Below are 25,903 nucleotides of genomic sequence, written 5' to 3'. Positions count from 1 at the left end.
TGGAATTAAGCAGCTTTGTGCATCTGCGCTGTATCAGGTCACCCTCTTCCACCCGTTGTTCGGCTATGCGCCCCTTCCTGTTTAGCTTACTTGCCCTGCTCATGCTCTTTTTCTCCGGTTCATCCCAAACGGCCCCGCGCGGCGGTGGTGGTTCCAACCCAGCCGCGTGGAAGAAGATCGACCAGCTTCTGGCCAAAAGACAGACTACCTCGGCGGCCAAGCTACTTGAGCCTCTGTACCAGCAAGCCCGCCAGCGGCAAGATACCCCAGAGTATCTGCGGGCCTTGCTGTATAAACTGCGCCTATTAGAAGCAAGGGAGGAAGAGTCGGGAGAGAAGTCTATTGCCTTGGTAGAAGCCGACCTGAAAACTGCCAAGTTTCCAGCGCGGGCCGTTTTGCATAGCCTGTTGGCCCAACTCTACGCCATGTACTACGAAGAGCATCGCTACGCGCTCTACGACCGAACTACTACCGCCCACGCTGATTCGGCAGACCTTAATGGGGCCGATGTGCGCACCTGGGATGCAACTCGCCTGGGCAGTGCGGTGGTCCGGCACTACCGCGCCTCCTTGGCTGAAAATTCCCAGCGCCTGCAGCAGTTGGCCATACAGGAGCTAGGGTACGCTGTGCGCCTAGGAGATACCGAAGGCCAAATCCTGCGACCTACTCTCTATGACCTGCTAGCTCATCGCGCCATAGATGGCTTAGGAAACGACGAATACTACGTTACAACCCCAGCCCAGCAGTTTGAGCTACAGGACAAAGCCCTGTTTGGGGCCGCTGAGAACTTTGTGCGCCTGAAGCTGACTGCCCCTCTGGCTGATTCATTAAACGGGCAGTTCCACGCCCTGCAAGTGCTGCAACAGCTCACCGCTTTTCGGTTGCAGGACAAGAAAAACCTGGCTGCCTTGGCTGATGTAGAGCTTAAGCGCCTGCGCTTCGTGCAGCAGCACTCGGAGCTAGCTGGCAAAGAAGAATTGTACCGCACCGCCCTAGCTCGCACCGCCGAAACGTTCAAGAACCTGCCGAATGCCGCTGAGTTTCTTTTTGCCCAAGCCGAAAGCCTATCAGAGGAGCAACCAGCTAAAGCCCGTGAGCTAGCCCTGGAAGCTGAAAAGCGCTACCCCAAGTCGCGCGGAGCAGAAAGAGCCCTGGCGTTGCGCCGCCAACTAGAAGCGGTGGAGCTGTCCTTCACTACCGAGGAAGTAGTGCTGCCAAACCAGCCATGGTTGCTGAAGCTGCAAGTGCGCAATGCCGCTACCCTCTATGCTAAGGCCTACCGGGTGAGCAGCGCTCTGGTGTTGCGCCAACAGGAACGCCCCGAGTTCTACCAGAATCAGACAATTCAAAAACGCTATGCCCGTGCATTGGCGGCTACCCCCACCGCGGCCTGGAAGCTGACTGTGCCCGGCCCCGCTGATTACAAGAGCCATAGCGTGCAACAGGCCGGGCCGGCTCTACCGTTGGGCCATTACCTTATCGTGGTAAGTACGACAGCAGGAGCCCCGACGAAAGAGCGTGCTGGTGTTACTACCGCCTATGCTGAGTTGGGAGTAAGTGAGCTAAGCCAGGTCCGGCGCAGTGCTGCTACCCAGGAAGGGCCAGAGCTGCTAGTGTTGCACCGTCAGAGTGGGGAGGCGCTGGCAGGTGTGCAGGTGTTGCCTTTTATGCAGTACTATGATCAGAAAGCCCAGCACTATAAAAGCCGACGTGGTGCAGCTCTAGCTACCTCCGCAAAAGGGTTAGCGCAAATACCACTAGGGGTAGTATCTGGCGAAAACACGCTGCTTGAAACGGTGTTGCTTTCCAAAGGTGCCGATTCCTTACTGGTATCGGAGGGTGGCTATTATTTCCCACGCCGGGCACGCACGCAAGAAAAAGAACAGCCCCAGCGTCGCACGTTTCTGTACACTGACCGCGCCATCTACCGCCCTGGCCAAACGCTGTACTTTAAGGGCATCCTGACCGAAACGCTAGCTGACAAATCCCGCCTGCTGACCAAGCTGCCCGTAGTGCTGCGGCTAGAAGATGTGAATGGCCAAACGGTCCAAACCCTGTCGTTCACTACCTCTGATTTTGGGTCTTTTCACGGCTCTATGGTGCTGCCTACCGGGCTACTCAACGGCGAAATGAGCCTGCAAACCGAGTATGGTAATGTGAGCTTCGCCGTGGAGGACTACAAGCGCCCTACCTTCCAGGTAACGTTTGAGCCAGTGCAAGGCACGCCCGTGCTCGGGCAGGAAGTGACCTTGCGCGGCAAAGCCACCGCCTACGCCGGCCAGCCCATTGATGGGGCCACGGTAAACTACCGGGTAGTGCGCCGTACCCTGTGGCCTATGTTTGGCCGCGGCGTTGGCGGAGGCCGGCCCGAAATGGAAATCCTGAACGGCACGGCTCAAACCGATTCGGTAGGCGGTTTTACGGTAAAGTTTACGGCAAAAGGAGAGGAAACCCCCGCCCGCAACAAGCGCGGCCCCTGGCAGCCTGGCTACGTGTTCGAGGTGACGGCTGATGTAACCGACGCCGCCGGCGAAACGCGCACCGGTGAGCAGCGCGTGAGCCTGGGTATCGATGCTTTGACGCTGCGCCTGGAAATGCCCGAACTATTGAACCGCGAAAAGCTCCCAACTCTGCGCTTGCTCAGTACAAATGCAACTGGCGAGGCACTGCCGGCAAAAGGCACGCTCCGGCTTTACCGCCTCACGCCTCCTAGCCGCGCCCTGCGACCCCGTGCCTGGGAGCAGCCTGAACGTGAAGCCCTGAGCTTGGAAGAATTCAAGCGACTGTTTCCGCTGGATGCCTACACCAAGGAAGACAACGACAGTACCTGGGCCCGAACCCTCGTGCTTACGCAGGAGTTCGATACCGAAAAGTCGCCGCTCCTGCCGGGGCTAGCTGCCCCGCTGGCTCAGCAGGCTCCCGGCCGCTACGTGCTCGAAGCCACGGCTACCGTACCGGCCAACGCTCAGCCTGCCAAAACGGAACAGCGGTTCACCCTGTACTCTCCCTCTGTTACTACACTGCCGGTTCCTACCCCTGATTGGTTTGTAAGCCTCCAGGATAGTGTAGTGCCGGGCCAGCCCGCTCGGTTCCTGGTAGGTAGCTCCGAAGCCGGGGCACGCATCCTGCTGGAAGCCGAAGCCAAAGGCGAAACCATCCGCCACGAATGGCTGACGCTAGCCGCTGGAGAACAGCGCCTCATAGAAATTCCAGTATCTGCCACCCTGGGCGAAACGCAGCTGTACGTGCATACCACGCAGGTGCGCGACAACCGCCTGTATACCCATACGGCCCCGGTGCAAGTGGCTACCCCGCCCGCGCCGCTAGTCATCAGCATTGCCACCTTCCGCGACAAGCTCCAGCCCGGCCAGAAGGAAACCTGGCGCGTCACCATTCACCAAACCGGCGGCAAACCTGCCCAAGCAGAGCTGCTCGCCTCGCTCTACGATAAATCACTGGATACCTTCCGGCCTCATGCATTTATGGAGCTGGAGTTTCCGAAGTCGTACTACCAGCCCGCTCTGGCTTGGCAAGGCCAGTTTGGTACAGCATATTCGGATGAGCTATCTAGCAGCCCGGTATCCGATGGTTACGAGCGTGACCTTGAGTATCCTCGGATTAATATGTGGGGCTTTAACGGCGAGGATAATGACTATTTCGCAAGAAATAAGAAACGAAGAGTTGTTGCCACGCAAACAATAAAAGGTAATACTTCCGCTGATTTAGCAGGTCTGGAGGACGCAACGGGTGCCGTTGCAGATCAAGAAGAACTAAAGGATAAATCAACACGACCACAGCGCATGGCTATGATGCGTATGGTCCCGCCGCCGCCACCGCCACCTAGCGCACCTCCAGCGCCTGGGAAGTCAAATGAGATTCCAGATGAAGAAGAACTGCGCGATAAAGTTGATCCTAGCCTAGCTGCTGTTCAGGCCAGGAAGGACTTCCGCGAAACGGCTTTCTGGATGCCTGAGCTGCGCACCAATGCCCAGGGTGAAACCGTGCTGGAGTTCCAAATGCCCGAAGCCGTGACACGCTGGCAGCTGCTAGCCCTCGCCCATGATCAGCAGTTGCACACCGGCCTGCTGCGCCGGGAACTGGTGACGCAAAAGCAACTGCAGGTAACGCCTAACGCCCCGCGCTTCTTCCGAGAAGGCGACCGGCTACGCTTCACTGCCAAGCTCAGCAACCTCACCGACCAGCCCCTGCAAGGCACTGCTCAACTGTTCTTCTTTGATGCCCGCACCCAGCAGCCCCTGGAAAGCCGCCTGCTGAAAAGTGCTGCAACCCTCAAGTTCGACGTAAAAGCCAACCAAAGCAGTGCCCTCGGCTGGGACCTTGCCCTGCCAGAAACCGCCGAAGGACAAGTGCCCTTGGAAGCTATTACCTACCGCGTAGTGGCTCAAACAGCTGCACCCAAAAAGGCCAAGCGCAAAGCCCAGCAGCAAGCCGAAGTCTTTTCCGATGGGGAGGAGAATACCCTGCCCGTACTACCCAACCGTCTGCTCATCACGGAAAGCCTGCCGCTACCTATCGTGGGGCCGGCAACGCGGGAGTTTGAGCTGAAAAAGCTGACGAGTACTACCTCGCCCACGCGCCGCAACTACTCGCTCACGCTGGAAATGACCCAGAACCCGGCCTGGTATGCCGTGCAGGCGCTGCCCTACCTTATGGAGTACCCCTACGAGTGCTCCGAGCAGGTATTCAGCCGCCTCTACGCTAACTTGTTGGCCGCTAAAATTCTGCAGAGCACCCCGCGTTTCCGGACCATGCTGGAAGAGTGGAAGCGCGCCGCCCAGGCCGGCGACAAAGTAGCCCTAACCAGCAAGCTAGAGCAAAACCAGGAGCTGAAAAACCTGCTGCTCCAGGAAACGCCCTGGGTGCGCGATGCCCAATCAGAAACGGAGCGGATGCGCCGCCTCACCGAGCTGTTTGATGAGCCCCGCCTAAAGGCCGAAACGGCCCGGGCCCTCACCAAGCTAGCCAAAATGCAGCAGCCGAACGGAGCCTTCCCCTGGTTTGAGCGCATGCCCGACGATCAGTATATCACCCAGTTGATCGTGGCTGGATTTGGCAAGCTCCGAAAGCTAGGCGCCTTCGATGCAACCCAGGATGAGCAGGCTCGCCAGATTCTGCAACGCGCCCTTGCCTACCTTGATGCCGGGTTGCAACGCGACTATGCTACTCTGCAAAAGCAACCGAGAGTCGATCTGAAGAAACAACACCTGGCAGACTTGCACATTCAGGCTCTGTACGCCCGCAGCTTCTGGCCAAGCCAGCCAGTGGCTAAGGGCGCACAATCGGCGCTAGCCTACTACCAGCAGCAAGCCGCTACCTACTGGAAAGACCAAACCCGCTACCTCCAGGCCCAGATTGCGCTAGCCCTGCACCGCGAGAAAACCCAGCCCGCCGCTATCAAAGACATCCTCACGGCCCTAGGCGAGAATGCCCTGCACAGCGACGAGCTAGGCATGTACTGGAAGGAAGTGCGCGGTGGCTACTACTGGCGCGAAGCACCTACCGAAACCCAGGCTACCCTCATCGAAGCCTTCGACGAAGTGCGGAATGACCAGAAGGCAGTAGATGAAATGAAGCTCTGGCTGCTCAAGCAGAAGCAAACCCAAAATTGGGAAAGCACCCGCGCTACCGCCGATGCCTGCTACGCCCTGCTGCTGCGCGGCTCCGACTGGCTCCAGCCCGTGCAGCCAATTCAGGTAACCGTAGGAGGGGAGGCCGTTAAGCCAACTACCCAGCAGGCCGGCACCGGCTACTTCAAAACCACCTTCCCCAACGCTAGCATCAAGCCAACCCAAGGCAAGGTTACCGTAAAGAAAACGGACGCCGGCGTGGCCTGGGGCGCCCTCTACTGGCAGTACTTCGAGCAACTGGATAAAATTACGCCCGCCGCTACCCCCTTGCAGCTGGAGCGCCAGCTCTACCGTGAGCAGCGCACCACGGGCGGCCCCACGCTGGAGCGCCTCACCGCTGCTACCCCCTTGCGGGTGGGCGACGTGCTGGTAGTGCGCCTAGTACTACGCTCCGACCGAGACCTGGAATATGTGCACCTTAAGGACCAGCGCGCTGCCGGCCTAGAACTCATCGGCCAAACCTCTGGCTACCGCTACCAAGGTGGATTGGGGTACTATGAGAGCCCTCGCGATGCTGCTACCAACTTTTTCATGAGCTACTTCCCCAAGGGCACGCACACCTTTGAGTACCGTTTGCGGGCTGCGCAGGCGGGCAACTTCTCGGGCGGCCTTTCACAACTGCAGTGCTTGTATGCTCCGGAGTTTACAACCCATTCGGCCGGTACGCGGGTGCAGATAGCAGCGCTACCGTAGTAAGCCATGCGAGGAAACGCACCTACTGCAAGCGGACTGATAGCATTCGGAAGCAGATAGGATTAAGGGAATGAGTAGCGGTATTCTGCTGATACAGTGTCAGATTTGGCCCTCAGCTCGAAAAGTTTTTTTGCCGCCGAAAACGCCGTGTGCAGGGCTGAATACCCGTTCTCACCGGTCAGAAAGCAGCCGGGGGTTGAGTCTGATAAAGTTGGGGCGTAGCTTTGCAGCCCCTTTGTCCTTCAGAATGACGATGATGCAGAAGTTATATGTGTTGCTGGTAAGCTGCCTACTGTTGGGTAGCGCTCCGGCAGTGGCGCAAGGAGACAAACACGGACCTAGCGCGAAGACTACGCCCACGGCCCTACCCGGCGAAGAGAAGCTATCGGCGCAGGAGCGGGCCGAGCGGGACTTTCTTATGCCCGTTCGCCGTAAGCAGGCCGCCACATTGCGCGCCACGGCCCGTGAGGAAATAGCTAGCCAGCCTGCTATTGAAGTAACCGCCCGCAACTTAGAAGGAGCCGATGCTGCTAAGCCAGTAGTGGAGGGCCTAGAAGCCAATGCTGCTACAGCCACCGTGCGCCACCATACGAGCTACCGGCGCCACAGTTCATCCCGCCGTCGGTCGCGTAAGCACGCAGCTACTAGCCGTAAGAAGTCAACCGCTAAGAAAAAGAAGACAACCCGCCGCCATCGGCGCTAGAAGTCTAGAAATAGTAAACGCCACGGGCGGACCATATTGGCCCGCCCGTGGCGTTTGTAGTAATACCAAGTACACTTGGCCCAGCCGCATAGGCAGCTGTACGCAGCGCAGTTAGTGTTCCTAGGAAAATTAGGCGTCTTGGGGCATCAGGCGCACCACGAGTCCATCAATGCGGGGCGTGAGCCGAATCTGGCAGGACAGGCGGCTACCCTGGGTCATTACGGGTAAGCTTTCCAGCATGGCTAACTCATCGTCGCTAGGTTCGGGTAGTTCGGGGCCCGCCAGCACCTCTACGTGGCAGGTGCCACACAGGGCCATACCGCCGCAGGTTGCCTGAATATCGTAGCCATCGGCTTTCATGATTTCCATCATGCTCAGGCCCATGTCGGTGGGGGCCACAATCTCGCGCCGTTGGCCGGGCGCTTCCTCTACGTATACGCGTACTTCTTCAGTCATTATGCTAGGCAGTTACTAGTTGCCCCATACAGGCTGATCCTACCCACTTGTCGCCGGTAGAATCAGCCTGTACGGGGCTCCTATTATAGGGTAGGCACTCCGTTCACCGTGGTGTACTTGAGCACGTACTTTTTATCGGGATAAATGTACTTGTAGGCGCCCTGGCACATGAGGGCTGCCTCATGGAAGCCACACAAGATTAGCTTCAGCTTGCCAGGATACGTGTTGATGTCGCCGATGGCGTAGATGCCGGGCTCGGAAGTAGAGTAGTCCACCGTATTCACTTTCACGGCGTCGTTCTCAATTTCCAGTCCCCACTCGCCGATAGGACCGAGCTTAGGCGTGAGGCCGAACAGCGGAATAAACGAATCGACTTCTACTTGGTTTGCAGTACCATCGTTGGCAGTGATGGTGACAGCGTTGAGCTGCCCGTTGCCGTGCACGTGGGTCACGTTGCTGCTCAGCACCAAGTTCACTTTGCCCGCCTCGTGCAGGTCCTTCACTTTCTCCGCCGAGTCGGCGGCGCCGCGGAAGGTAGTACCACGGTGCACCAGGGTTACTTCCTTCGCCACTTCGGCCAAGAAGATAGTCCAATCGAGAGCCGAGTCGCCACCACCGGCAATGACGAGGCGCTGGTCGCGGAAGGTTTCGGGGTCGCGCACCATATAGTACACACCCTTACCCGATTCAAACGACTCAAGGCTTTCGATGGCAGGCTTGCGGGGCTCAAACGACCCCAGGCCGCCGGCAATAGCAATAGCCTTGCACAGGATTTCGGTGCCGTCGATGGTCGTTACACGGAAAGAACCGTCTTCTAGCTTCTGGTAACCTTCTACTCGTTCGCCCAGCGTGAAGGTGGGGTGGAAGGGCTCAATCTGACGCATGAGGTTGCGTACCAGGTCGCCGGCCAACACTTCCGGGTAGCCCGGAATGTCGTAGATAGGCTTCTTGGGATAGATTTCAGAAAGCTGCCCACCTACTTGGGGTAGGGCGTCAACTACGTGGCAGCGCAATTTGAGCAGGCCAGCTTCGAATACAGCGAACAGGCCTACTGGGCCGGCCCCGATAATGCAGATATCGGTGGAAATAGAATTCATCAGCGAAAAGTGAAAACAGACAAACAGCGGCAAGGGCCTACTGACATAACAGCCCGGCCCCTGAAACGTTGGACCCGGTCTTACTTGCGGGCGCAAAGATAGGCACGCAACGCTAGCCAGCCCACCCTACTCCGCACGGGCGGGTCACTAGCAAGCCGCAGCGATGTACGGACGAGAATAAGAAGCCAAAAATTGCTCGGCTGCCGCGCGCTCCGCAAAACGGTACACGGGCAGAAACTGCAACTGATTGAGCAGCTTACTAAGCTGGCCCATGTTATGGTTGGTGGGTAATACCTCGGCAATGACCCCTACTCCGGCCTGCCGGAACAGTTGGCGCAGCCGCAAATACAACGGCACCAGTTGCAAATTGGGACCTAACGTATTGGTAACGTCGAGCAGCATAGTAAAGCCCGGCTCTACTTGGGCCAATACCCGTTGCCAGTCGGGTAGGAAGTGCGGCATGTGGTGCACTAAGGTTTGTACCTCTAAGCGCTCATAAACAATGTGGTTGTGCACGCGGTCAAGGTAAATTCGATACTCAGGCCGATAGGCAAGAAGTTGCATGGATGATGGTGTGCAATAGGATAGCAGAAGGTGGGGCGTGATAAGTAAACAGTACGGTTTAGGAAAAAAGTCCCTGCTTGAGATTCAGAAGTCTCTGGTTGGGAGGGCACAGCCTGCCCTTGGCACAGTTCATCTACTGTTAAGCTTGGGCGCCATGTTCGGTGCCGCCACCGCGCGGTCGCGCGTCGTCATGTAGGTTGGCTCATTGCGACGACAGAAGGTGGGCTAATGAGAACGGGAGCGTATCTTCGTAGGCCACTACTGGGTAGCAACCGTGGAGCCGGACGTACAGCGGAAGATCATACACCTCGACATGGATGCCTTTTATGCCTCCGTAGAACAGCGCGACCATCCTGCGTTGCGGGGGCGGCCCGTGGCCGTGGGAGGGTCGCGGCAGCGCGGCGTGGTAGCGGCAGCTAGCTATGAAGCCCGGCAATTTGGAGTGCGCTCGGCAATGGCCGCTACGGTAGCGCTGCGCAAGTGCCCGGACCTGGTTTTTGTGAAGCCACGCTTTGAGGTGTATAAGGCAGTGTCGCGGCAGATCCGGGCCATCTTTGCCGAGCATACGCCCCTGATCGAGCCTGTCTCATTGGATGAGGCTTACCTCGACGTGACCACTAATCTGAAGCAGATTGCTACGGCTACTCAAATTGCTGAGGAAATCCGGTCAGCTATTTTCAACCAAACCCAGCTCACGGCTTCCGCCGGTATTTCCTACAATAAGTTCTTAGCTAAACTAGCTTCCGACTACCGCAAGCCCAACGGGCAGTTTGTGATTAAGCCTCACCAAGGGCTAGAGTTTGTGGCGGGGCTTGCTGTAGGCCAGTTTCACGGCATTGGGCACGTGACGGCAGCTAAGATGAACCAGCTCGGTATTTTCACCGGGCTCGATTTGCGCCACCAAACGGAAGCGTTCCTGCGTCAGCACTTTGGCAAGGCCGGCGGCTACTACTACGCCATTGCCCGAGCCCAGGACCACCGCCCCGTGGTGGCCGATCGGGTACGGAAATCCTTAGGGTCGGAAACTACGTTTGACCGGGACTTGCTAACCCTGGCTGAAGTTGCCACCGCCTTGGTGCCCATTGCTACATCGGTGTGGGAGGCTAGCCAACGGACGCGGGTGCAAGGCCGCACCGTTACGCTGAAGGTGAAATACGGCGACTTCCAACAGATTACGCGCAGCCGAACAGGGTGGGCCTACATTCATACGCAAGAGATGTTGCTGCAAGTCTGCCAAGAGTTGGTAGCCTCTTTAGAGCCGCTGGAGAAAGGAGTGCGGCTGTTGGGCGTAGCCATTTCCAACCTAGATACCGGGGAGGAAAAGGTAGGTCAGCAGCTAGTTCTAGGCTTCTGAAGCAAGACAAACAATCGGCTAGGCACCCAGCCGGCTGCTTCGCTTGCGGCGGCGGGTGCTGGGCTTCTTCCGGCGCTTGCGAGCGGGCCGTTGTTGCCGTTCGGCTTTGCGCATGGCCCGGTCGAGTAAGCGCTGGGGTAGGCGGTTTGTGAGTCGCTCCCGCACGTAGGCGGCCAGGCGGGAAAGCGGCACGGCGTGGGCCTGACGCAGGAACTGTAGCACTTCCCGCCGCCGCAGGCTGCTTAGCCCCACCAAACCATTCGCCGTTAGAAACTCCTTGATTTCGTCGAGCCGCAGCAAGCTTGCCACCGCGGCCCGGTCGACGGTAGCATTGTACTGGGCCGGGCGGTGCGGGTGAAGGCCTTGCTCCGAGGCAACGAGTACGCCCACCCATTCGGTACTAGCTCTAGCAGGCGCGGCACGTGTTTTTCCGTCACCACGAAGGTTACAAAATCGTAGGCCCCACCATAGCAGCGCAGTTGGTTTTCTACCCGCTGTAGAGTGTCGCCGTCGCCCTTTACTTCGTAGCCATGCATGAAGGCTGGCGTGATGTGCACTACATCGGCGCGGGTAGTTCCGGTAGGCAACTCATCCACGTACACGCCTTCCGTTAGCAGCGGATACAACAAGGCACGGATAGCAGGATCATTCATCAGACCCCGAAGATACTGCACAGTCTAGCTGCACCCTAGTACTTCGTTTGTGTAAGCTATAATTAGTTGATAAATAGACACTTGATTCAGGATGGAAAGCTCCTATTCCTACCCTTCTAACCTGCGGTAAGGCACCAGCCTGCTGTCCCAGATGGAGAAACTCAGTATAAATACCCACAGGAAATCCGTTTTCTTACTGATCGAACCGTAAGCTCAACAAGTAGTTTTGCTAGCAGGATACTACTAAGTGTACTTTCTCAAGTGTCAGAGGCTGAATCACAACTGGTTATCGAGATAGAGACTTGCCGTGAGGGAGCTGGTATTCAGCTGCGGGGATGCTGCGCGGGGCCTACCGAAGCCGAGGAGTTAAAGCGTAGTATCCGGCAGGCTGTTGCCACGCAAGTTCCCATTCTGTGGGTCAACTGTTTTCTGCTAGAATCACTGTCGTGGCACGGGCAACGGGCAATTCTGGAAGTGCAAAATGAGGCGCGTCGGGCCCGAATACGGTTGTATTGGTGTGGTTTCTCTGCTGCCGTGCTTGAGCAAATGGGGCGCACCGGCCTGCAGCTATTGCTGCATACGTTGCCCGCGTCAAGCTATCCAAGCAACAACTTGTGGGCCTAAGCTGTCGGGGCCTTGGCGATGAGCAGTAAGGGCACGGGTACTAGCAGATATGTTGCGTTTGTAAGTATCTTGGCAAAGGCTCAGCTTGGATGGATATAGCTAAGCCACGGGACTATAGCAAAACGAACTAGTGGAAGACAACCTGCGGGGCCACGTAGCAAGCGAGAACTACTCGCTTCCCCGACCTTATGAACCAAGCTCCTCGCACCGAGGTAGTAAGCGAGATAGGCTAAGCGGCACTATCGTCTCGACGGCGACCAAGCTGCTTCCTCTGTTGGAACTGATTGAAAGGATAAAGCCCCACGTAGCCAACGACTCTGTTTTTAGCTCCCGGCGCGACAAGATTCGGGCGCAGTTAGCTATTGTGCAGGCGCAGTTGCACTCCGACCAGCCAAAGCGCCAAGCCATCAGCCACGCCTTTATGCTCATGGCGGAGTTTGTGCAGGAAGAGTCCAAGGAAGTAAGCCGGGACGAGGTAAAGGAATCAGCCAAGCGTTTTGTGCTGGCCACTCTCAAGAACGCGCCGTCTATTATTAGTGCCGCTCACCAGTCGGGCCTACTTTCATAGTGAACTAAATCGACTCAACGGATATTTTCGTAAGTCTATCTCGCGCCTGCAAGGCCAAAAGGAGAGGCTAGTGGTTTATGTGTAAGCCATTGGGCTACGTGGTTCTGCTCTCTTTATCCTACCCTCTTTACTACCGCGCATACAATGAAATCCCTCAAAGCGACCGGGCATGATTTTGCAGACTCGGCCTTTCAACTCACCGTATTGCGCCGGGAGGTAGCCGATACGCTGCATCTGCCGCTGTTTCACGAGAAGATGTCTACGGCGGGCTTGTTTCCCCTGGCGCCGCTGGAGCCCACTGTGCTGCAAATCAACGTGGGTAAAATGTGCAACCAGGTATGCCGCCATTGCCACGTAGATGCTGGTCCGGACCGGAAGGAAATCATGACCCGCGAAACTATGCAGCTATGCCTGAACGCGCTGGCTCAAACGTCGATTGGAACCGTGGACCTAACGGGCGGAGCTCCGGAGATGAACCCCGATTTCCGCTGGTTTGTAGAGCAAATACACCAGCTGGGGCGCCATATCATTGTGCGCTGCAACCTAACCATCATTGTAGCCAACAAGAAATACTACGACCTGCCCGAATTCTTCCGTCGGCATGGGGTAGAAGTGGTTAGCTCGTTACCCTTCTACAATGCCAAAACCACCGACCGGCAGCGGGGAGATGGAGTATTTGAGGACTCGGTACAGGCCTTGAAGATGCTAAACGCCGTGGGCTACGGCCAAGAAGGCACGGGCTTGCGCCTGAACTTGGTGTATAACCCGAACGGAGCCTTCCTGCCGGGCTCACAGAAGGGCTTGCAAGACCAGTTTAAGCGGGCTCTACACAAGGATTTTGGTATTGTTTTCAATGAACTCTACGCCATTACCAACATCCCCGTGAGCCGTTACCTCGACTACCTTATCGAATCGGGGAACTACGCGGGCTACATGGAAAAGCTGGTGACGGCTTTCAATCCGGCGGCGGCTGAAGGAGTAATGTGCCGCAATACAATATCGGTGAGCTGGGAAGGCGGCCTCTACGACTGCGACTTCAACCAGATGCTAGACTTGCACGTGGCTAGTCCCGTACGGCACATTCGCGACTTCAACCTAGCTACCCTCAACCAACGAAAAGTGGTGCTCAATCAGCACTGCTACGGGTGCACGGCGGGTAGCGGTTCCAGTTGCGGTGGTACTACTGCTTAGCTTTAAATTTTGAATAGAGTAGCACGGCTGGGGCGCTAGGGGAAACCTATAGCGCCCCAGCATCTTTAAGAAGGCAATAGAAAATAAAAAAGCCTCCTCGCAAGGTGCGGGGAGGCTTTTTGTGGTCACGTAGGGAGTCGAACCCCAAACCTTCTGATTCGTAGTCAGATGCTCTATCCAATTGAGCTACGCAACCATTTTGTTACCGTGTGCGGAGCGTTTCTCCGTTTTGGTTGTGCAAAGATAGCAGCATAATTTCTGCTCTTGCAAGCCCCGAGAACTATTTACTGCCTGTTTTTTCTTGAAAAAAACGCAAGAGGCTGAATTTCAGCTAAATTTTTTCTTCCTCTTGGATGCCCCGACGCAATGCTCGCTTCATAGCTCGTGTAAAAAGGAAGTATAATCCGAACATGGATACTGCTACCAGCACCACCACGAGTACTTTGCCGGCAGTGCCAGTGTCGGGGTCTTGAATGAGGGCGAGCACATCTTGCGCTTTTGTGCCCAGCCAGTAAAAAAACAATGTGCGCGGCAGCATACCTACTACCGAGGCGGTGAGAAACTGCCGCCTCGGCACGCCCACTACGGCTAGGATAAACGTGATGAGGGCGAAAGGCAATACCGGCGAAAGGCGCGTGAGCAAAACTAGGCGCCAACTGTCGCCGCGTAGCTCGTGCATCACGGCGTGAGCCTTAGGGAAGCGCTCCAGGAGCCGAATAAGTTTGCCTTGGTCGAGGGATGTTGCGAGCATGTGACCAAACAGGGCGGCCAGGATATAGGTAAGCAGCATGCCAGGAAAACCGGCCCAATCGAAGAAAAAGGCAGTGACCAGTACCACCACGGTCGTATGCGTCAGCGAAAACGTCATGGTGAAGGCCACCACTGCGAAGTACAGCAGCATTTGGGGCAGCGTGGGATTTTCCAGCCAGCTTGCGTTTTCGTGTAATCCCCACGCGAGCAAACTGTCGCCGGCTAGGGGCAGCAGCGTGAGGAGCAGTAAGGAAACTAGGGTGGAAGTGTTCTGATGAAACAGCTCTTTGAGAAACGCCATACGCAGCAAACAAACGGGCCGGCCTTCTATGGCCGGCCCGAAGGTAGAACGTAAAAGCAGCCCAGAAGGCTACGCTTCCGGCTCGGGGTCGGGGGAGGGGCCACCCACTATAGCCGGCTCCTCCGTAGTCTTGACTCCAAAAAAGCGGCGCACGGCCGTCCAGGCGGCCGCACCGAGAGCAAGGAGAATCTTCCAGAATTTGAGGATGAGCGCAAAGAAGCCCACCTTCGCCAGTACCTTCCCCGCAATCAAGCCGCCAATGCCATAGGCCGCCACGTCGTCTAGCTTTGGGTCGAAGTCGGCATATTGCAAGCCTTTGCTAAAGCTCACGCTTTTGATAACCGCCGGAATGGTAGTGCGCACCTCGGCCAGTTGGCCTACCGAGCCCACGGCATTGAGGTTGAGCACGCCTTTGCGGCCCAACAGGCGCACGTTGTAGTTGAGCGTGTTTTCGGGTGAATTGCCAAACTTAAGTTCCTTGGCCCAGTGAAGCACGTTTAGGTTTTTGTCGTAGTAGGGCTTGGCAGCCCATCCTACCAGGGTGACGGGGTCATAGCCCGCATCGATGCGTTCCTGGTTCGACTCCTGCATGTCCGACTGCATGTCCTTGAGTAGGTCGTTATAGTCGATGTCTTCGGCGTCATCGTCTTTTACGTAGCCATCTTCTCATACTCCACCACAAAGGCCCAGCCATCTACATCGAGGGGGCCTTTGGTAGCGGGGAAGAGCATGCCCAGTGATTCTCCCTCGGGGTTGCCCCAGAAGGTGGTGAGCACGCGGGTGCTTTGTTCGGCATTGAGGTAGCGGAAGCCAGTTGGTACGGTGATTTCACCCACGCCGTCGGGTAGGGAAACGCGCCCGGTTTGGTAATGCAGAGTAGCATGAACGGAGTCGATTCGGGCTTTGCGGAGGGCCGCCGAATCAACGGGGGTAGCGGCATAGCTGAATACAGGAGCCCAGGCGAAGGTCAGAAGCAGTAGAAGTTTTTTCAAGCGTATAAAGAAAAGATGATGAATAGTATTTTGTTGCTAAGATAGACTCATTTCCAACCACCTACTGCACCCAATCAAGCCTGGTCAAAAAAATAAATAGCTGGCTGCTAACCCTTTTCTCCGGTTGGAGGGTTGATGCAGCGGTACCCGTGAAGCTTCGCCTACATTCCTACCTTTGCGGGGCCTACCCACGTTTCTACATCACCCGTTTCTCGCATGAAATTCGGAACCAAAGCTATCCACGCTGGCGTCCATCCTGACCCCACTACCGGGGCCATCATGACGCCCATTTATCAAACCTCAACCTACGTGCAACGCTCTCCTGGCGACCACAAAGGCTTTGAGTATTCGCGCACCCATAACCCAACTCGCTCCCAACTGCAAGATGCCCTAGCGGCGCTAGATAACGGGAAGCATGGCCTGGCCTTCGCCACCGGAATGGCTGCCATTGACTGCATTGTGAAGCTGCTGCAGCCCGGCGACGAGGTTATCAGCACTAACGACCTGTACGGAGGCTCTTACCGCCTCTTCACAAAAGTGTACGCCACATACGGCATCAAATTTCACTTTGTGCCCATGCACGATATGACGGCCGTGGAGGCTGCCGTAACGGAGCGCACCAAGCTGATTTGGGTAGAAACGCCTACCAACCCGTTGCTGAACGTCATTGACATTGCGGCGGCTTCGGCCGTGGCTAAAAAGGCGGGCGCGCTGCTGGTGGTAGACAATACCTTCTCCACGCCTTACCTGCAAACGCCGCTGGAGCTGGGTGCTGATATGGTAATGTACTCCCTGACCAAGTACATGGGCGGCCACTCCGACACTGTGATGGGGGCTGTCATTGTAAACGACGACGAGCTGCACCAGCGCTTGAGCTTCTACCAGAATGCCTGCGGTGGTACGCCTGGCCCTCAAGACTGCTTCCTAGTACTACGCGGCCTCAAAACCCTGCACGTGCGCATGCAACGCCACTGCGAAAATGGCCGCAAAGTAGCCGAATTCCTCAAGGCGCATCCCAAAGTGGAGAAAGTGTACTGGCCTGGCTTCGAGGATCATCCAAACCATGCCATTGCCGCCAAACAGATGCGCGACTTTGGTGCTATGATTTCCTTCGTGCTGAAAGGCGACCGAAAGGAGGATGCCATTGCTACCCTGGAGAAATTTCAGCTTTTCTCCCTGGCTGAAAGCTTAGGAGGCGTGGAAAGCCTCTCTGGCCACCCCGCTACCATGACGCACGCCAGCATTCCGGCCGAGGAGCGTCGTAAAGCCGGCCTCTCCGACTCGCTGATTCGTTTGAGCGTGGGCATTGAGGATGCTGACGACTTGCTGGAGGACTTGCAGCAAGCCATTGGCTAACGGGTTCAAGTCACAACTCTTCGGCTTGCTGACGGTCAGTCCCTAGCCGACGCGCTACAGTCAGCGTAGTAAGTGCTTGCCGACACGACAACGCCGCCCGGCCGAGAAGGCCGGGCGGCGTTGTCGTGTCGGTGACTACCATAGTGCTAATTAGAGTAGACTGCGGTGGCACCATCTGCGGTTGTCTAAGTAGCATTACATGGCAGCTCCATTCATTGCAAGTCGCCTGGTTAATGCGGGTTCTGCTTCTTTTTTTGCTACTTCTGAGCATGGGCGTGCCCAACCTGCTGCCGAGCCAGCCCCACGTACCACTGCGGTTACTCCATCACCACCCAGTTGCTCTGAGCCATTGAGGCTAGCAACAATATTCGCACCCATGAGCTAGTGTCTCTGCTGATTGGCGTCAACAACCAGTGCCAGGGCCTGCCACTGGCCACCTACCGCCCCGAGTTGCGCGAACTGCTGCGCCTAGCCGTGCCCTCTGCTGGTGGGCGTGCAGGGCGAGTGGTGATGCTTCCCACTCCCGCCTGGGGACAGTCGCCCTACGCCCGCAACTACGACCCAGCCCGCATTGCCACCAAAATTGACCAGTGCAATACCGTGGCTCAGGAAGAATGCCAACTGGCCGCCGTGTCCTTCGTGAACATAACCGACCGGACCCGCGCCGCCGAGCCTACTCCGTTTGCCAACGACGGCCTGCGCTACTCGGGCCAGCAGTGGGCCCTGCGGACCTTGCCCATCATGCGGCAGTTGCTCCAATAGTGCTAGAGTGAGGTAGAAGCGGGCGGCAAAGCCCCTGGTCAGTAGATTTCCGCGGCCGTGTTAAAGTAAAAGTGAGGGAACATCGTCAGTCAGCCTAGGCTCACGTATCCTAGGCATCAGATTTCTATGAAAACTCCCTCCCGCTTCGACGGTAAAAAGTACCTTAATAGCATTCCCACCAGCATGTCGGGGAATTATGGGCGTATGTTGCGCAACTGGCTGCTGGGTAAAGAAGAGCGAAATCCGCGCCGTCCGCTAGGGCCTTTCGGGCCGATGCGGCAGTATTGGCCGAGCCAGTACCTAGCGCTGCCCTGCGCGTTACGTGGTTTGGGCACTCTACTACCTTAATCGAAATAGATGGCAAGCGCTTCCTGACTGACCCAGTGTGGCGGTTGCGAGCTTCGCCGGTAGCCTTGGGGCCCAAGCGCTTCTTTGCTCCCCCGCTACCGCTGGCCGAGCTACCCATGCTTGATGGCGTTCTGCTTTCCCATGACCACTACGACCACCTTGACAAAGAGGCCATCCGAAACTTGGGCCGCACGGGGGTAGCGTTTTTCTGTCCGCTGGGGGTAGGAGGGCACCTGCGCCGCTGGGGCATTGCTGCCGCCCAAATTACGGAGCTCGATTGGTGGCAAGAAGTGCAGGTAGGAGAGACGCACACCTTGGTAGCTACCCCAGCGCGCCACTTCACGGGCCGCGGCCTCACCCGCGACGCGACGCTGTGGGCTTCCTGGTGTGTGCTCGGGCCTACCCACCGCGCCTTTTTCGGCGGCGACTCTGGGCCATTTGAGGCGGGCTTTCAGGAAATAGGCGCGGCGTACGGGCCGTTTGACTTGGTAATGCTGGAAGTGGGCGCCTCCGATGAACTGTGGGCCGATATTCACATGGGCCCCGACCATGCCTTAGCCGCGCACCGGGCACTGGGTGGCGGTGCTTTTCTGCCCTTGCATTGGGCCACTTTTAACCTGGCTTTCCATAGCTGGCACGAGCCTGCCGACCGGCTGGTGGCTGCCGCCGCCCCCGATGTGCCGTTACTGCTACCTGCTCCAGGTCAGCGGATAGATGTAGCTGCCGGCCCCCAGCCGGGGTATTGGTGGCACGCTTACCTCAGTGGCCCCGCCCACCGCTGAAAACAAATAGCCTAGTTGCTTGTAGTGCCAGCAGAATTTTCCGAAAGCAAAAGTGCCCGCAAAGTGGCGGAAGCTCGTGCTTTCAGGACGAAGCGCTAGTAGTTCGTCTGGTGCGTTACTTACTTTTTGCCGCGTGACTTATTTTTCTTCAGCCGCTTCTCTTGCCTTGCAAAGTCGGCTGACTACCGTCTACGTTCCCTTGCCCACCCCGCGCCCACTGGTAGCTGCAGTTGCTGCCGGTCGTGGGTGTTGTTGCTGTTGTTGAGGCCAGTAGGCTACCTCCTGGGATGGTCACACAAGAGAGTAGCTACCTAGTAAAACGCTTGCGTAGCTGAACACTAATAGCTGTTAGGGTTCCGTCGTGCGTATGCGCCAGAAATGCGCTGCCCCAGCTGTTTTGCATCCTAGTATTTTCTCCGGCTGACCTGCCTGCCTTCCGGTGCGGAAGGTGGCGGGACGGTCATCATTTTTCACTGCTTCGCACCGAAGCGCTACCTGGCTACGAAGCCCGGCGTCGGTGCTGTTTTGAGCTTTTTTCTCGTCTATATGAAGAACGTATTCTCTGTTCAAGTAGGGTTGGCTGCGGCACTGTGGCTGACTAGCCTAGCCGCCATTGCGCAAAATATTACGGTAACGGGCCGCGTGACCAATGCCGCCGGCCAAACCCAGCCGGGCGTTACAGTGCTAGAACGGGGTACCTCCAATGGTACCAGCACCGACGCCGACGGGCGTTTTAGCCTTAGTGTATCGCCAACGGCTACGCTGGTTGTATCGGCCATTGGAGCCACTACCCAGCAGATTCCGCTGAACGGCCGTACCACCTTGGAGGTACGTTTGGCCGACAATGAAACGGCGCTGAACGAGGTAGTAGTAACGGGCTCCCGGGCCGCTGAAGGCCGATCCAATATCCTTACTACCTCGCCGGTAGACGTGATTTCGGCCCGCGAAATCAAAGCCTACGCCCAAACCGACGTCACCCAGATCCTCACCTACATTGCCCCCTCGTTTCAGAGCACGCGCCAAACCGTAACCGATGGTACCGACTTTGTGGACCCCGCTACGTTGCGCGGCTTGGGTCCCGACCAAGTGCTGGTGCTGGTGAACGGCAAGCGCCGCCATACTTCGGCGCTGGTAAACATCAACGGTACACCGGGCCGCGGCTCGGTAGGTACCGATATGAACGTGATACCGCCGGCCGCTATTAAGCGCATTGAGGTGCTGCGGGAAGGCGCGGCAGCCCAGTATGGCTCCGACGCCATTGCCGGTGTTATCAACATTCAGCTAAAAGACGACACCACCGGCGTGCAGGCCAGCAGCACGGTAGGCCAAACCTACGAGGGCGATGGTGAGTTGGTGCAGGCCGATGCCAACGTGGGCATTGGGCTTGGCGGGCGTGGCTTTCTGGACCTGAGCGGACAGTTTAGTAACCGCTCCTACGTAGACCGGAGCGGCCTCGATACGGCCCCGCTTATTTACCTGGGTACCAGTACTGGCAACTACCCCAGTGGTTTGTCTGATGACCGAAAACGTGCCTTGAAAGCTCAGGACGATGCTTTAGTAGCAGAGCGTGGCTTCAACCGCCGCGACATTCGGGTGGGTAGCTCCGACGTGCGCACCTACGGCAGCTTCCTGAATGCGGGCTACACACTAGCGCCCAGTATTGGCTTGGAAGCGTACGTAGCCGGCGGACTCACGCGCCGTACTGGCCGCGCCGGGGCACTCTACCGCCTACCCAGCCAAGCAACCCAAAACGACCCCAGCATTTACCCCAATGGCTTCCTGCCCTTCATCAACAGCACCGTTGACGATGCTTCCATCATCACGGGCATCCGGGGTAAGGTATTGGGCTTTGCGGCTGACTTGAGCAATACCTATGGCCGCAACAGCCTACGTTACGAGCTGGAGAACACCCTGAATGCTTCTCTACAAAACAGTCCTACCTCGTTCTACGCTGGCACGCTGGTGTTTCAGCAGAACACGGTGAACTTGGGCTTTTCGCGCAAATTCCTGAGCGTACCCGTCATCAGCACCCTGAACGTGGCCTTTGGGGGTGAATTCCGGGCCGATAACTTCCAGATTAAGGCTGGCGAAGAAGGGTCGTATGCCGCCGGAACGCGCACCGTCAACGGTGCCCGGGCAGCCTTCGGGGCGCAGGGCTTTCCTGGCTACCGGCCTGCCGATGCTACCGACCGCACCCGTACCAACGTGGCTGGGTACATCGACCTCGAAAGCGACATTACCGAGAAGTTGCTGGTAAGCGTGGCTGGCCGCGCCGAGCGCTACTCTGATTTTGGCTCCAATGTGAGCGGCAAGCTAGCAGCTCGCTATAGCCTTACACCCGACGTAGCCCTGCGCGGTGCCATCAGCAACGGTTTCCGGGCCCCATCCTTACAGCAGCGCTACTTCACCAACTCTAGCACCCAGTTTACCAGCGGTGAGCTGCGCGACGTGCTTACTACCAACAACGACGACCCCATTACGCGGGCTTTCGGTATTGGCTCGCTTAAGCAAGAAACCTCGAACAACTACAGCCTAGGCCTCACGGCGCGAGTATTGCGGAGCATCACGTTGACGGTAGACGCCTACCAGATTGATATTGATGACCGGATTGTGCTTAGCTCTCAGTTCAGCCGGGGTACGGCTGCCGTGGCCGACATCCTCAACGCCAACCAGCGCCCCAACCAAAACCCGGTGCAGGGTGTGCAATTTTTTGCCAATGCCGTGAATACCCGCACCCGCGGCGTAGATATAGTAGCGAATGAGCGCCTAACCTTGGGCGCTGACAGCCGCCTGACGCTGACGGCCGCGGCCAACTTCAACGAGACGAACGTGCGGAGCTTCAACAGCTCACAGTTCATCGACAACAACGCCAGCTTGCAGAATACGCTCTTTGACCGAGCCCAGCGTGCCCGCCTTGAAAACGGGCAGCCCCGCAGCAAAATCAACCTGAGTGCTGATTACGGCTACAAAATCTTTAGCGTGAACCTACGCACCGTGCGCTTTGGGGAAATCCAAACCAAAGATGCCAACCCCGACCGTTCGTACATCGACCAAACCTTCTCGGCTAAGTGGGTGACGGATCTGGTGCTGAGCGCCCAGGTACTGAAGCAAGTGGGCGTGAGCATTGGCGTAAACAACCTGTTCGACGTGTACCCCGACCGCCTTTACCAAGACCCCAACAACAACGAGCAGAGCCTGAACTATACCACGCTAGACGCCACCAACCGGGGCCGCTTCCCTTATAGCTCCAACCAGTTTGGCTACAGTGGAGGTTTCTACTTTGGCCGCGTGAACGTGTCCTTCTAATTGGGGGATTTTCTGCGAGTATCGACGCCGGAACTAGGCCTGCACGCTGAATTTCGCGTATGCACAGGTAACGCTCTTTCCGATTACACCCACGTAGTTCTTTCTGTTATGTCTAATCCTATCCCCAACCTCGGCGCTAATGCCACGCAAATTGTGCGCTACAACATCCAACTGCCAGCCATGCAGGATGCTGATAGCCTAGAGCAAGTGCGTGCCCAGTTGATGGACCACAACCTGATTGTTGACCGGCTAGTACCGGGGGAGGCCGTGGTAACATCGGCTACCGGTTCGGTGCCCGACTGGGAAGCCATCAAGGACGCGTTGAAGCGCGCTGGCTACCCCGCCACCCATACCACCACCGACGACGAATAAGCAGCGAGCTACCCTGGCTTGCTAGGTGGGAGGCTCTAGGGCAAGAACCTGCGGCAAACTAGGATGCTCTTCTTTGAGAAACTGGTAAAACACAGCTCCATGACGGACTTAGAAAAACTTCAAGCATTGCTACGCGACGACTTGCAGGTGCCCTGTCAAACTCAGGACGGGGAGCCCGGCATTACTACCCTAACCGTGCAGCCTGATGACAAATTGGTGCTAGGGCCGGCGGGTAGCCAACTGGTGTACTCCTTTCAGGAGGGCAAGTTTGTGAGTCTGGAAATTCTGCTGGCTGCTGGGTAGCATCACTTTTTTTCACGCGCGGGTAAGTGGTTGTGGTAACAGCTGCCTACCCGCGCTTTTTACTTCAACTTATGTCCACAAACACGATTCTGGTGGTAGGTGGCAATGGTATCATTGGCCGCAATGCTACCGATTATCTTCAATCTACTGGCAACTGGAATGTTCTAGTCACCTCGCGTCGGAGCTGGACTATGATACCCCAGCCCAGTACGTGCAACTGAACTTGCTTGACAACCAAGCTGTGGTCCAGCAGGCGGAGCAGTTGCGCGAGGTAACCCACGTTCTGTACGCTGCTTACATCGAAGGGAAAACGCTGGCGGCCCAAACGCACGTGAACCTGGACTTGCTTCGCAACTTGGTGGTAGGGCTGGAGCAGGTGGCGCCCAATTTTCAGCACCTCACCTTTATTCAGGGTGGGAAGGCCTACGGAGCTCACTTGGGCCGCTACAAAACGCCTGCCCTGGAAACCGACCCGCGCCACTTTCCGCCCAACTTTTACTACAGCCAAGAAGATTTCCTACGGGAGCACTCCGCCGGCAAGAACTGGACGTGGACAGCCGTGCGCCCCGATATTGTGGTAGGCTTTGCCGTGGGCAACCCCATGAACTTGGCCAACCTGATTGCTGTGTACGCAAGCCTGTGCAAAGAACTGCATGTGCCTTTCCGCTTCCCTGGCAGCTTGAAAGCCTACGATGTGCTGGTAAACGTGACGGACGCCACACTTCTGGCGAAAGGCATGGAGTACGTATCGACGCGCCCGGAGTGTAGTCAAGAGATTTACAACGTCACAAACGGCGACGTTTTCCGGTGGAGCCAGTTGTGGCCGCGCTTTGCCGAGTATTTCGGGGTAGCCTATGCCGAGCCCATCACGTTTCCGCTGCAAGACTATATGGCCGATAAAGCCGAACTGTGGCAGCACATGGTTGAGAAACACGGCTTGAAGTCGCACACCCTGGACGAGCTAGTGCAATGGCCCTTTGGCGACTTCATCTTCAATGTGGAAGCCGACGCCTTTTTCGATGTGAATAAGCTGCGCCGCGCGGGCTTTCACGAAATGCACGTAGACAGCTTCGAATCCTTCCGCAATCAGTTTGAACAACTAAAAGCTGAAAAGATAATTCCGTAGCCGCGGTGTAAATTCTCAGCCTGACAACAGAAAACGCCATCCGTTCTACAGAGAGCAGGTGGCGTTTTCTGTTGTCAGCCGGAGTCTATGCAGTTAGTTTCTCATCCTAGCTACTGTATTGCCAAGCTGAAAGTGGCTACTTGCTCTAGATAGTAGGAGCCAGGATAAGGACAGCTATTTGCTAGCTGGTAATGCTGGGAAAAGCGCAGGTGCTTTACGGTGCTTGGTAGCTTGCTCGTAGGCGTAAGTGTACTTAATAAGGGTAGGCTCGTCGAAGGGGCGGCCCAGGAATTGAAGGCCCGCGGGTAGGTTGTCGTAAGTGAAACCCATAGGAACGGTGAAGGCCGGCTGCCCGGTGTGTGGGGCAATCAATTGGCTATTGTCGCCTTTGTAGCCCTTGAAGTCGCCTACCTTAGCGGGCGGGTTGTTCCAGGTTGGGTAGATAAGGGCGCTTACTTGGTAGCGGTCCATCACGTCGGTAATAGCTTTGCGAAAAGCAATGCGCTTGGTATCGGTGTAGGCATCGGTACAGGTAGTACCCTGGGCCCCTTCCGTATGCTGTTGGTGATACGTAAGGTTCTCGGCGATGTAGGGCGCGAACTTGCCGGACGCCACAATGTCGTTCAGACTCTTTACCGGGGCTTGGGGGCCCAGCGCCGCCAGGTAGTCGTTGATGTCGTGTTGAAATACGGAGCACCACTGGTCTTTGCTGACGCTGGCGAAGTTGGGTATCTCTACGGGGTCAACGATGATGGCTCCCGCCTTCTGCAAATCAGCAATAGCCCGCTCAAACAGGGCCTTTACTTGTGGGTCGGGCTTTCGCTCACTAAGCGTGCGGAGCACCCCGATGCGGGCACCTTTAAGGCCGTTCTTATCAAGAAATTGCTGGTAGCTTTTCGGGATTTTGCCTTCGCTGTACTTCGTCAGCGGATCGGCGGGGTCGAAGCCAGCCATCACTTCCAGGAGGCGCGTAGCATCGGCTACGGTGCGCGTCATGGGGCCACCGGTATCGTTGCGCAGGTAGAGGGGCGCAATGCCTGCTCGGCTCACTAGCCCTAAGGTAGGCCGAAACCCAACCAGCGCCGTGTGCGACGAGGGCCCGCGAATAGAGTTACCCGTGTCGGTGCCCAGGCCCGCCGTGCCAAGGTTGGCTGCTACGGCTGCGGCCGTGCCGCCACTAGAGCCTGCTGGCACGTGCAGCAAGTTGTAGGGGTTCAGCGTTTCCCCCGCTAAAGAGCTAATGGAAACCATTGGGCTAAACGCCCATTCCGCCATATTCGACTTAGCCAGTACAATGGCGCCGGCTGCCTTCAGGGCTTTCACTGTGGTAGCATCTTCCAGGGGCACAAACCCTTTAAGGGCTAAGGAGCCCGCAGTGGTTTGCAAACCAGCGGTGTTGTAATTGTCCTTGACAATGAGCGGGATGCAGTGCAAGGGCCGCAGCTTCTTGGTGCTGCGGTATTCCGCATCTAGCTGGCGCGCAATTTCCAGGGCCTGCGGGTTTGTGAGCACAATGGCGTTCAGCTTGGTCGGCTGGTCGTAGGCCTCAATGCGCTGCAAGTACGCCGTTACTAGCTGCTCGCAGTTGCAGTCGCCTTGCTTGAAGGCTTGGTGTACGTCGGCAATGGTAGTCTCAACCACCTGAAACGCTTTGGGCTTCGATGGGCTATGCGGAGTAGGCGCCGAGCGGTAACTGGTAAGAGCAAAGCCTCCCAGCAGTAGGAGCAGCACGCAGATAAAGGGAAGAAGTTTCTTCATGCAAGTTGTGAAGAGGTGATGGGTAGCTGACCTAAAGTAGATGATTTTCTCGGCGCCCAGCTCAGAAGTTCTTCGTTCACTTTTTGCCGAGAAGTTTCACGACCCGTTCTTGAACACCTAGGCCTGTACCAGTCTGGTAGGAAATAGCGTCGTTATTACTTGCGGGCAAGCCTAGGCTGCCATGGCCGGAACGAGC

General features: G+C 57.0%; 22 protein-coding genes, 1 tRNA gene and 1 pseudogene. 14 read left to right on the top strand and 10 right to left on the bottom strand.

From position 1 onward, the window contains the following. Positions 1 to 65 precede the first annotated feature (65 nt). The gene (locus VI25_RS10205; RefSeq protein WP_045688734.1) at positions 66 to 6,341 is read left to right on the top strand and encodes an MG2 domain-containing protein; all 6,276 of its coding nucleotides are present in this window, start codon (positions 66 to 68) and stop codon (positions 6,339 to 6,341) included. A 253-nt stretch (positions 6,342 to 6,594) separates the two neighbouring features. Continuing rightward, positions 6,595 to 7,044: a hypothetical protein gene (locus VI25_RS10200; RefSeq protein WP_045688733.1), complete on the top strand. Its 450-nt coding sequence runs from the start codon at positions 6,595 to 6,597 to the stop codon at positions 7,042 to 7,044. Between the two features lie 129 nt (positions 7,045 to 7,173). Here VI25_RS10200 and VI25_RS10195 read toward each other — a convergent pair whose 3' ends face one another. The 3 genes from VI25_RS10195 to VI25_RS10185 all read right to left on the bottom strand — a co-directional run bounded on the left by VI25_RS10195 (position 7,174) and on the right by VI25_RS10185 (position 9,161). Beyond that, complete coding sequence (locus VI25_RS10195) at positions 7,174 to 7,500, bottom strand: 2Fe-2S iron-sulfur cluster-binding protein (RefSeq protein ID WP_045688732.1); 327 nt, start codon at positions 7,498 to 7,500, stop codon at positions 7,174 to 7,176. Positions 7,501 to 7,583: 83 nt separating this feature from the next. After that, a complete protein-coding gene (locus VI25_RS10190) occupies positions 7,584 to 8,597 on the bottom strand; it encodes an NAD(P)/FAD-dependent oxidoreductase (RefSeq protein ID WP_045688731.1) in 1,014 nt (337 codons plus the stop codon). Between the two features lie 147 nt (positions 8,598 to 8,744). Further along, the gene (locus tag VI25_RS10185) at positions 8,745 to 9,161 is read right to left on the bottom strand and encodes a hypothetical protein (RefSeq protein ID WP_045688730.1); all 417 of its coding nucleotides are present in this window, start codon (positions 9,159 to 9,161) and stop codon (positions 8,745 to 8,747) included. A gap of 274 nt (positions 9,162 to 9,435) precedes the next feature. Between VI25_RS10185 and dinB the strand changes: the two genes are divergently transcribed. Then, entirely contained in the window at positions 9,436 to 10,515 is a 1,080-nt protein-coding gene (dinB, locus tag VI25_RS10180) for a DNA polymerase IV (RefSeq protein WP_072144792.1), read from the top strand. An 18-nt stretch (positions 10,516 to 10,533) separates the two neighbouring features. Here dinB and VI25_RS10175 read toward each other — a convergent pair whose 3' ends face one another. Further along, on the bottom strand, positions 10,534 to 10,824 hold the full coding sequence (locus VI25_RS10175; protein ID WP_152981564.1) for a hypothetical protein: 291 nt from the start codon (positions 10,822 to 10,824) through the stop codon (positions 10,534 to 10,536). Next, positions 10,782 to 11,168, bottom strand: coding sequence for a hypothetical protein (locus VI25_RS10170; protein ID WP_055562471.1), 387 nt, complete (start codon positions 11,166 to 11,168; stop codon positions 10,782 to 10,784). The genes VI25_RS10175 and VI25_RS10170 overlap by 43 nt, the downstream gene beginning before the upstream one ends. A gap of 898 nt (positions 11,169 to 12,066) precedes the next feature. On the opposite strand from VI25_RS10170, the gene VI25_RS10160 reads away from it, so the two are divergent. Continuing rightward, the gene (locus tag VI25_RS10160) at positions 12,067 to 12,360 is read left to right on the top strand and encodes a hypothetical protein (RefSeq protein WP_045688727.1); all 294 of its coding nucleotides are present in this window, start codon (positions 12,067 to 12,069) and stop codon (positions 12,358 to 12,360) included. A 144-nt stretch (positions 12,361 to 12,504) separates the two neighbouring features. After that, positions 12,505 to 13,551, top strand: coding sequence for an arsenosugar biosynthesis radical SAM (seleno)protein ArsS (gene arsS / locus VI25_RS10155; protein WP_045688726.1), 1,047 nt, complete (start codon positions 12,505 to 12,507; stop codon positions 13,549 to 13,551). 122 nt (positions 13,552 to 13,673) lie between these two features. Here arsS and VI25_RS10150 read toward each other — a convergent pair. From VI25_RS10150 to VI25_RS24670, 3 genes and pseudogenes are all read right to left on the bottom strand, one after another. Next, a tRNA-Arg gene (locus VI25_RS10150) sits at positions 13,674 to 13,747 on the bottom strand. A gap of 135 nt (positions 13,748 to 13,882) precedes the next feature. Continuing rightward, positions 13,883 to 14,602, bottom strand: coding sequence for a TVP38/TMEM64 family protein (locus VI25_RS10145; RefSeq protein ID WP_052695239.1), 720 nt, complete (start codon positions 14,600 to 14,602; stop codon positions 13,883 to 13,885). A 69-nt stretch (positions 14,603 to 14,671) separates the two neighbouring features. After that, positions 14,672 to 15,438 (bottom strand): annotated as a pseudogene (locus VI25_RS24670) (DUF2167 domain-containing protein). Positions 15,439 to 15,810: 372 nt separating this feature from the next. On the opposite strand from VI25_RS24670, the gene VI25_RS10130 reads away from it, so the two are divergent. Further along, positions 15,811 to 16,950, top strand: a complete 1,140-nt coding sequence (locus VI25_RS10130; protein ID WP_045688724.1) for a cystathionine gamma-synthase — start codon at positions 15,811 to 15,813, stop codon at positions 16,948 to 16,950. Positions 16,951 to 16,960: 10 nt separating this feature from the next. On the opposite strand, the gene VI25_RS27725 is transcribed toward VI25_RS10130, so the two are convergent. Continuing rightward, on the bottom strand, positions 16,961 to 17,092 hold the full coding sequence (locus VI25_RS27725) for a hypothetical protein (protein WP_262489941.1): 132 nt from the start codon (positions 17,090 to 17,092) through the stop codon (positions 16,961 to 16,963). A 242-nt stretch (positions 17,093 to 17,334) separates the two neighbouring features. Between VI25_RS27725 and VI25_RS10125 the strand changes: the two genes are divergently transcribed. The 8 genes from VI25_RS10125 to VI25_RS10100 all read left to right on the top strand — a co-directional run bounded on the left by VI25_RS10125 (position 17,335) and on the right by VI25_RS10100 (position 23,949). Beyond that, positions 17,335 to 17,712 (top strand): hypothetical protein, encoded by a 378-nt coding sequence (locus tag VI25_RS10125; protein ID WP_052695237.1) that lies wholly within the window; start codon positions 17,335 to 17,337, stop codon positions 17,710 to 17,712. A gap of 126 nt (positions 17,713 to 17,838) precedes the next feature. Further along, the gene (locus tag VI25_RS25810) at positions 17,839 to 18,060 is read left to right on the top strand and encodes a hypothetical protein (RefSeq protein WP_201783279.1); all 222 of its coding nucleotides are present in this window, start codon (positions 17,839 to 17,841) and stop codon (positions 18,058 to 18,060) included. Further along, positions 17,997 to 18,842 (top strand): MBL fold metallo-hydrolase, encoded by an 846-nt coding sequence (locus VI25_RS10120; RefSeq protein ID WP_052695236.1) that lies wholly within the window; start codon positions 17,997 to 17,999, stop codon positions 18,840 to 18,842. Before VI25_RS25810 ends, VI25_RS10120 begins: the two co-directional genes overlap by 64 nt. A 546-nt stretch (positions 18,843 to 19,388) precedes the next feature. Next, positions 19,389 to 22,148 carry a TonB-dependent receptor gene (locus VI25_RS10115; RefSeq protein WP_045688723.1) on the top strand — a complete coding sequence of 920 codons (2,760 nt, stop codon included), beginning with the start codon at positions 19,389 to 19,391 and terminating at the stop codon, positions 22,146 to 22,148. A 108-nt stretch (positions 22,149 to 22,256) separates the two neighbouring features. After that, positions 22,257 to 22,520 carry a hypothetical protein gene (locus VI25_RS10110; protein WP_045688722.1) on the top strand — a complete coding sequence of 88 codons (264 nt, stop codon included), beginning with the start codon at positions 22,257 to 22,259 and terminating at the stop codon, positions 22,518 to 22,520. A 99-nt stretch (positions 22,521 to 22,619) separates the two neighbouring features. After that, on the top strand, positions 22,620 to 22,823 hold the full coding sequence (locus VI25_RS10105) for a hypothetical protein (protein WP_045688721.1): 204 nt from the start codon (positions 22,620 to 22,622) through the stop codon (positions 22,821 to 22,823). Between the two features lie 71 nt (positions 22,824 to 22,894). Next, the gene (locus tag VI25_RS25120) at positions 22,895 to 23,044 is read left to right on the top strand and encodes an NAD-dependent epimerase/dehydratase family protein (protein WP_161806910.1); all 150 of its coding nucleotides are present in this window, start codon (positions 22,895 to 22,897) and stop codon (positions 23,042 to 23,044) included. Beyond that, positions 23,035 to 23,949 (top strand): SDR family oxidoreductase, encoded by a 915-nt coding sequence (locus tag VI25_RS10100; protein ID WP_082455473.1) that lies wholly within the window; start codon positions 23,035 to 23,037, stop codon positions 23,947 to 23,949. The genes VI25_RS25120 and VI25_RS10100 overlap by 10 nt, the downstream gene beginning before the upstream one ends. 174 nt (positions 23,950 to 24,123) lie before the next feature. Here VI25_RS10100 and VI25_RS10095 read toward each other — a convergent pair whose 3' ends face one another. Beyond that, positions 24,124 to 25,707 carry an amidase family protein gene (locus VI25_RS10095; RefSeq protein ID WP_055562467.1) on the bottom strand — a complete coding sequence of 528 codons (1,584 nt, stop codon included), beginning with the start codon at positions 25,705 to 25,707 and terminating at the stop codon, positions 24,124 to 24,126. Positions 25,708 to 25,903: the final 196 nt, after the last annotated feature.

Source organism: Hymenobacter sp. AT01-02 (assembly GCF_000961955.2).
In the GTDB taxonomy this organism is placed as follows: Bacteria; Bacteroidota; Bacteroidia; order Cytophagales; family Hymenobacteraceae; genus Hymenobacter; species Hymenobacter mucosus.
Note: the sequence above shows the minus strand (reverse complement) of the source record. Positions and strands in the feature narration are given on the sequence as shown.